This window comes from Cellulomonas sp. P5_C6 (genome assembly GCF_054049635.1).
In genome coordinates, this window is the sequence record NZ_JBFULZ010000284.1 from 1 (window position 1) to 3,611 (window position 3,611).

5 protein-coding genes and 2 pseudogenes are annotated in these 3,611 nt (G+C 74.4%); 6 read left to right on the forward strand and 1 reads right to left on the reverse strand.

Annotated features, from left to right (window positions below):
- Positions 1 to 43: 43 nt before the first annotated feature.
- From ACXJKG_RS20085 to ACXJKG_RS20095, 3 genes are read left to right on the forward strand one after another with little or no spacing between them, the layout of a single operon-like run.
- A complete protein-coding gene (locus ACXJKG_RS20085) occupies positions 44 to 433 on the forward strand; it encodes a PPOX class F420-dependent oxidoreductase (RefSeq protein ID WP_456847490.1) in 390 nt (129 codons plus the stop codon).
- A gap of 9 nt (positions 434 to 442) precedes the next feature.
- Entirely contained in the window at positions 443 to 1,216 is a 774-nt protein-coding gene (locus ACXJKG_RS20090; RefSeq protein WP_456847491.1) for a putative protein N(5)-glutamine methyltransferase, read from the forward strand.
- Positions 1,213 to 1,995 (forward strand): DNA alkylation repair protein, encoded by a 783-nt coding sequence (locus ACXJKG_RS20095; protein ID WP_456847492.1) that lies wholly within the window; start codon positions 1,213 to 1,215, stop codon positions 1,993 to 1,995. The genes ACXJKG_RS20090 and ACXJKG_RS20095 overlap by 4 nt, the downstream gene beginning before the upstream one ends.
- Here the strand turns inward: ACXJKG_RS20095 and ACXJKG_RS20100 are convergent.
- Complete coding sequence (locus ACXJKG_RS20100) at positions 1,902 to 2,303, reverse strand: VOC family protein (RefSeq protein ID WP_456847493.1); 402 nt, start codon at positions 2,301 to 2,303, stop codon at positions 1,902 to 1,904. The genes ACXJKG_RS20095 and ACXJKG_RS20100 overlap by 94 nt on opposite strands.
- A gap of 98 nt (positions 2,304 to 2,401) precedes the next feature.
- Here ACXJKG_RS20100 and ACXJKG_RS20105 point away from each other — a divergent pair.
- The 3 genes and pseudogenes from ACXJKG_RS20105 to ACXJKG_RS20115 form a co-directional block, all read left to right on the forward strand.
- A pseudogene (locus tag ACXJKG_RS20105) lies at positions 2,402 to 2,473 on the forward strand (hypothetical protein); the annotation flags it as partial.
- A gap of 299 nt (positions 2,474 to 2,772) precedes the next feature.
- Positions 2,773 to 2,913, forward strand: a pseudogene (locus ACXJKG_RS20110) (hypothetical protein); the annotation flags it as partial.
- Between the two features lie 30 nt (positions 2,914 to 2,943).
- Positions 2,944 to 3,312 carry a helix-turn-helix transcriptional regulator gene (locus tag ACXJKG_RS20115; protein WP_456847494.1) on the forward strand — a complete coding sequence of 123 codons (369 nt, stop codon included), beginning with the start codon at positions 2,944 to 2,946 and terminating at the stop codon, positions 3,310 to 3,312.
- Positions 3,313 to 3,611: the final 299 nt, after the last annotated feature.

Sequence of the window (3,611 nt, forward strand, 5' to 3'; positions counted from 1 at the left end):
CTCCACGGGGTGCGGCCGTCTCGTGCGTGGGTGACCATCGCGCATGACGACTTTCGACGCCCTCGCCGACGAGGGGTTCATCTCCCTGACCACGTACCGCAAGTCCGGGGTCGGGGTCCCGACGACCGTGTGGGTGGGTCAGGACGGCGACGCGCTCCTGGTCACCACGCCGCGGGGCAGCGGCAAGGTCAAGCGTCTGCGCCACGACGCCCGCGTCGAGCTGACGCCCAGCAGCCGGTTCGGGAAGGTCGACGACGACGCCCCCGTCCTGACCGGGGTGGCCGAGGTGCTCGACGACGACGCCGCCCGGGAGCGGTGCAACGCGGTCATGCAGGAGAAGTACGGCCTGGAGTACCGCGTGATGATGGGCATCGAGAAGCTGGGCCGCAAGGACTCCGACAACCGCGTCATCCTGCGGATCACCGCGGAGTAGCGTGCCCGGGTGACGCCGACCCACGCCGAGATCACCGCGACGCTGCGGGCCGCCGGGTGCGTGTTCGCGGAGGACGAGGCGTCGATCCTGCTCGCGACGGGCGCCGACGACGTGGCCTCGCTGGTCGCGCGGCGGGTCGCCGGGGAGCCGCTCGAGGTCGTCGTCGGGTGGGCGGAGTTCTGCGGGCTGCGGATCGAGATCGACCCCGGGGTGTTCGTGCCGCGCCGCCGCACCGAGCTGCTCGTCCGGGAGGCGGCCCGGCTGGCGCCTTCGCGTCGTGCCGTGGTGGTGGACCTCTGCTGTGGCTCCGGGGCGCTGGGGGTCGCGCTCGCACACCTCGTCCCCGTCGAGCTGTACGCCGCGGACATCGAGCCGGCGGCGGTCCGGTGCGCGCGGCGCAACGTGGGGACGGTCGGCGGCGAGGTGTTCGAGGGTGACCTCGACCAGCCGCTCCCGGCGGCGCTGCGCGGGCGGGTGGACCTGCTCGTCGCCAACGTGCCGTACGTGCCGACCGACGCCATCGGGACGATGCCGCCCGAGGCGCGGCTGCACGAGCCGCTGGTGACCGCCGACGGCGGCCCCGACGGCCTCGACGTGCTGCGCCGCGTGGCCGCGGTCGCACCGCGGTGGCTGCGACCCGGCGGGCACCTGCTGGTGGAGACCAGCGAGGCGCAGGTGCCCGCGGCGTCGGCGGCGTTCGAGGACGCCGGCCTGTCGGTGCGCGTGGTCAGCGACGACGAGACTGGCGGCACCACGCTCGTCGGGACGCTGGGCGTGGCATGAGCTTGCCCGTGGTGGACCGGCTCGTGGCGCTCGCGGACCCCGAGCGTGCCGCGGGGATGGCGCGGTTCTTCAAGACCGGCGCCGGCGAGTACGGCGAGGGGGACGTCTTCCTCGGGCTGACCGTGCCGCAGGTGGTCGGGGTGGCCCGGTCGGCGCTCGGGCTCCCGGTCGACTCCCTGGAGGAGCTGCTCGAGGACGAGCGGCACGAGGTGCGGCTGCTCGCGCTCAAGGTGATGGCGCTCGAGTGCGCGGCGCGGCGGACCACCGAGCCGCGCCGCCGGGGGCTGCTCGACCTCTACCTGCGGCGGACCGACCGCGTGAACAACTGGGACCTCGTCGACGCCAGCGCCCCCGACGTCCTCGGTCGCGCGGTGCTGTCCGGAACCCCGGTGGACGTGCTCTACCGGCTCGCCGGGTCGGAGTCGCTCTGGGAGCGGCGCATCGCCGTCGTCGCGACCCTGGCGCTGGTCCGTGCCGGGTCGCTCGACGACACGTTCGCGCTGGCTGCGCTGCTGGAGGGCGACCAGCACGACCTCATGCACAAGGCCGTCGGGTGGCTGCTGCGGGAAGCGGGCAAGAAGGACGAGGCGCGGCTGCTCGCGTTCCTCGACGAGCACGCCGCCACCCTGCCCCGGACCGCCCTGCGGTACTCGCTGGAGCGGCTGTCCCCGGAGCTGCGGGCGCACTACATGGCGGCGCGCTCGGCCCAGTTCGGGTTGGTCATCACGCCGACCACGTTGCCGAAGGGGTCCACCGCCGACGCGGTCGCGAAGCCGTGACCCCGCTCGCGCGGGCCGTCCAGCGCGGTGGCGCCCAGCGCGAGGAGGCGCTGCCACGTGCCGTCGAGGTGGTCGACGTGCCAGTAGACGATCGCGCCCGACGGGCCGCCGGATGCCGGTGCGAAGCGGCGGTCGACGATGCCGAGCTCGTCGTGGTGGTCGCCGAGGCGGAACTCGACGTAGCCGTCGCGGACGAAGTACGGCTCGAGGCCGAGCAGGTCCGTGTACCAGGAGCGGGCGGCGTCGAGGTCGTCGGCGAAGATCGAGACGTTGGCGAGGCCGCGGAAGGTGTGCTGTGTCGTGGTCATGTGTCTCACCCTTCCGGTTGAAGTGCTCACCTCCTGATCACTTTGTCTGAGAGTGTTCTGGGGTGCGCGCGGACCGGTTGGTGGCCACCCTCCTGCTGATGCAGTCGCGCGGGCGGGTCACGGCCGCCGAGGTCGCCGCCGAGCTCGAGGTGTCCGTGGCGACCGCGCGGCGCGACCTCTCCGCGCTGTCGACCGCCGGCATCCCCGTCTACCCGCAGCCGGGCCGCGGCGGCGGGTGGTCGCTGGTCGGCGGCGCGCGGACGGACCTCACGGGGCTGACGTCGTCGGAGGCGCAGGCCCTGTTCCTGCTGCTCGGCCCCGTCGCCGACCGCTCCGCCTCCGCCGCGTCCGCCCTGCGCAAGCTCGTCCGCGCGCTGCCGGCCACCTTCCGGGCCGACGCCGAGGCCGCGGGTCGAGCCGTGCTGGTGGACCCGGTCGGGTGGGGCGCGGCCGCCCGCGAGCGACCGCGGTGGGTCGACGAGCTCCAGGACGCGGTCGTCCGCCGTCGGCAGGTGTCGCTGGTGTACTCCGGCGGGTCGTCGGCGCGGACCGTGGACCCTGGGCGCTCGTCGACAAGGGGTCGGTCTGGTACCTCGTCGCCGGCACGCCCGCCGGGCGGCGGACCTTCCGGCTCGACCGCGTGCGCTCGCTGACCGTCCTCGAGACCTCCGCGGAGCGGCCCGACGACCTCGACGTCGCGGGGATCTGGTCGTCCGTCGTGGACGACATCGAGGAGCGCCGGTCGCGGGTCTCGGCCACCGTGCTCTGCGCGCCCTTCCTGGTCTCCGTGCTGCGCGGGCAGCTCGGCCGGCACGTCACGGACCTGGGCCTCGCCGACGACGGCCGCGCCCGCGTCGAGGTCGCCTCGCACACCGCGCGCTCGGTCGCCGAGCACCTCGCCGGGTTCGGGGCGTCCGTCGAGGTGCTCGAGCCGGCGTCCGTCCGGGCCGAGCTGGCCGCCCTCGGCGCCGAGCTGGTGGCGCGGTACGGGGCTGGGGAGTCGTCATGACCCGCCGTCGGTGACCTCGGGTCGCGCCTCAGGTGTCGCGTTTGTGCTGGTCAGGGGTGAATGTCAGTGGTCGGTCGTACAGTTGTTCTATGCCCGGTTCGGGCGGATGGCACGGGCGGAGGTGGCGGGGTGACGGCGGTGATGGAGGCGGTCGAGGTTGCCCGCTCAGCCGCGCGTGCCGCCCTTCCCGCTTCGCTCTCACCCACTCCGACCGCGCCCGCGCTCGCCTCCTCGCCCACGATCGCCAGCCCCGCGGACGTGTCGGCAGGGCCTGTAGCCGCGTCGTCCACCGTCATGCC

What these genes read in the sequence shown, in the direction of transcription:
- ACXJKG_RS20100 (WP_456847493.1), bottom strand. Translation starts at nt 2,303, where the DNA reads ATGACCACGACACAGCACACCTTCCGCGGCCTCGCCAACGTCTCGATC.
- ACXJKG_RS20085 (WP_456847490.1), top strand. Translation starts at nt 44, where the DNA reads ATGACGACTTTCGACGCCCTCGCCGACGAGGGGTTCATCTCCCTGACC.
- ACXJKG_RS20095 (WP_456847492.1), top strand. Translation starts at nt 1,213, where the DNA reads ATGAGCTTGCCCGTGGTGGACCGGCTCGTGGCGCTCGCGGACCCCGAG.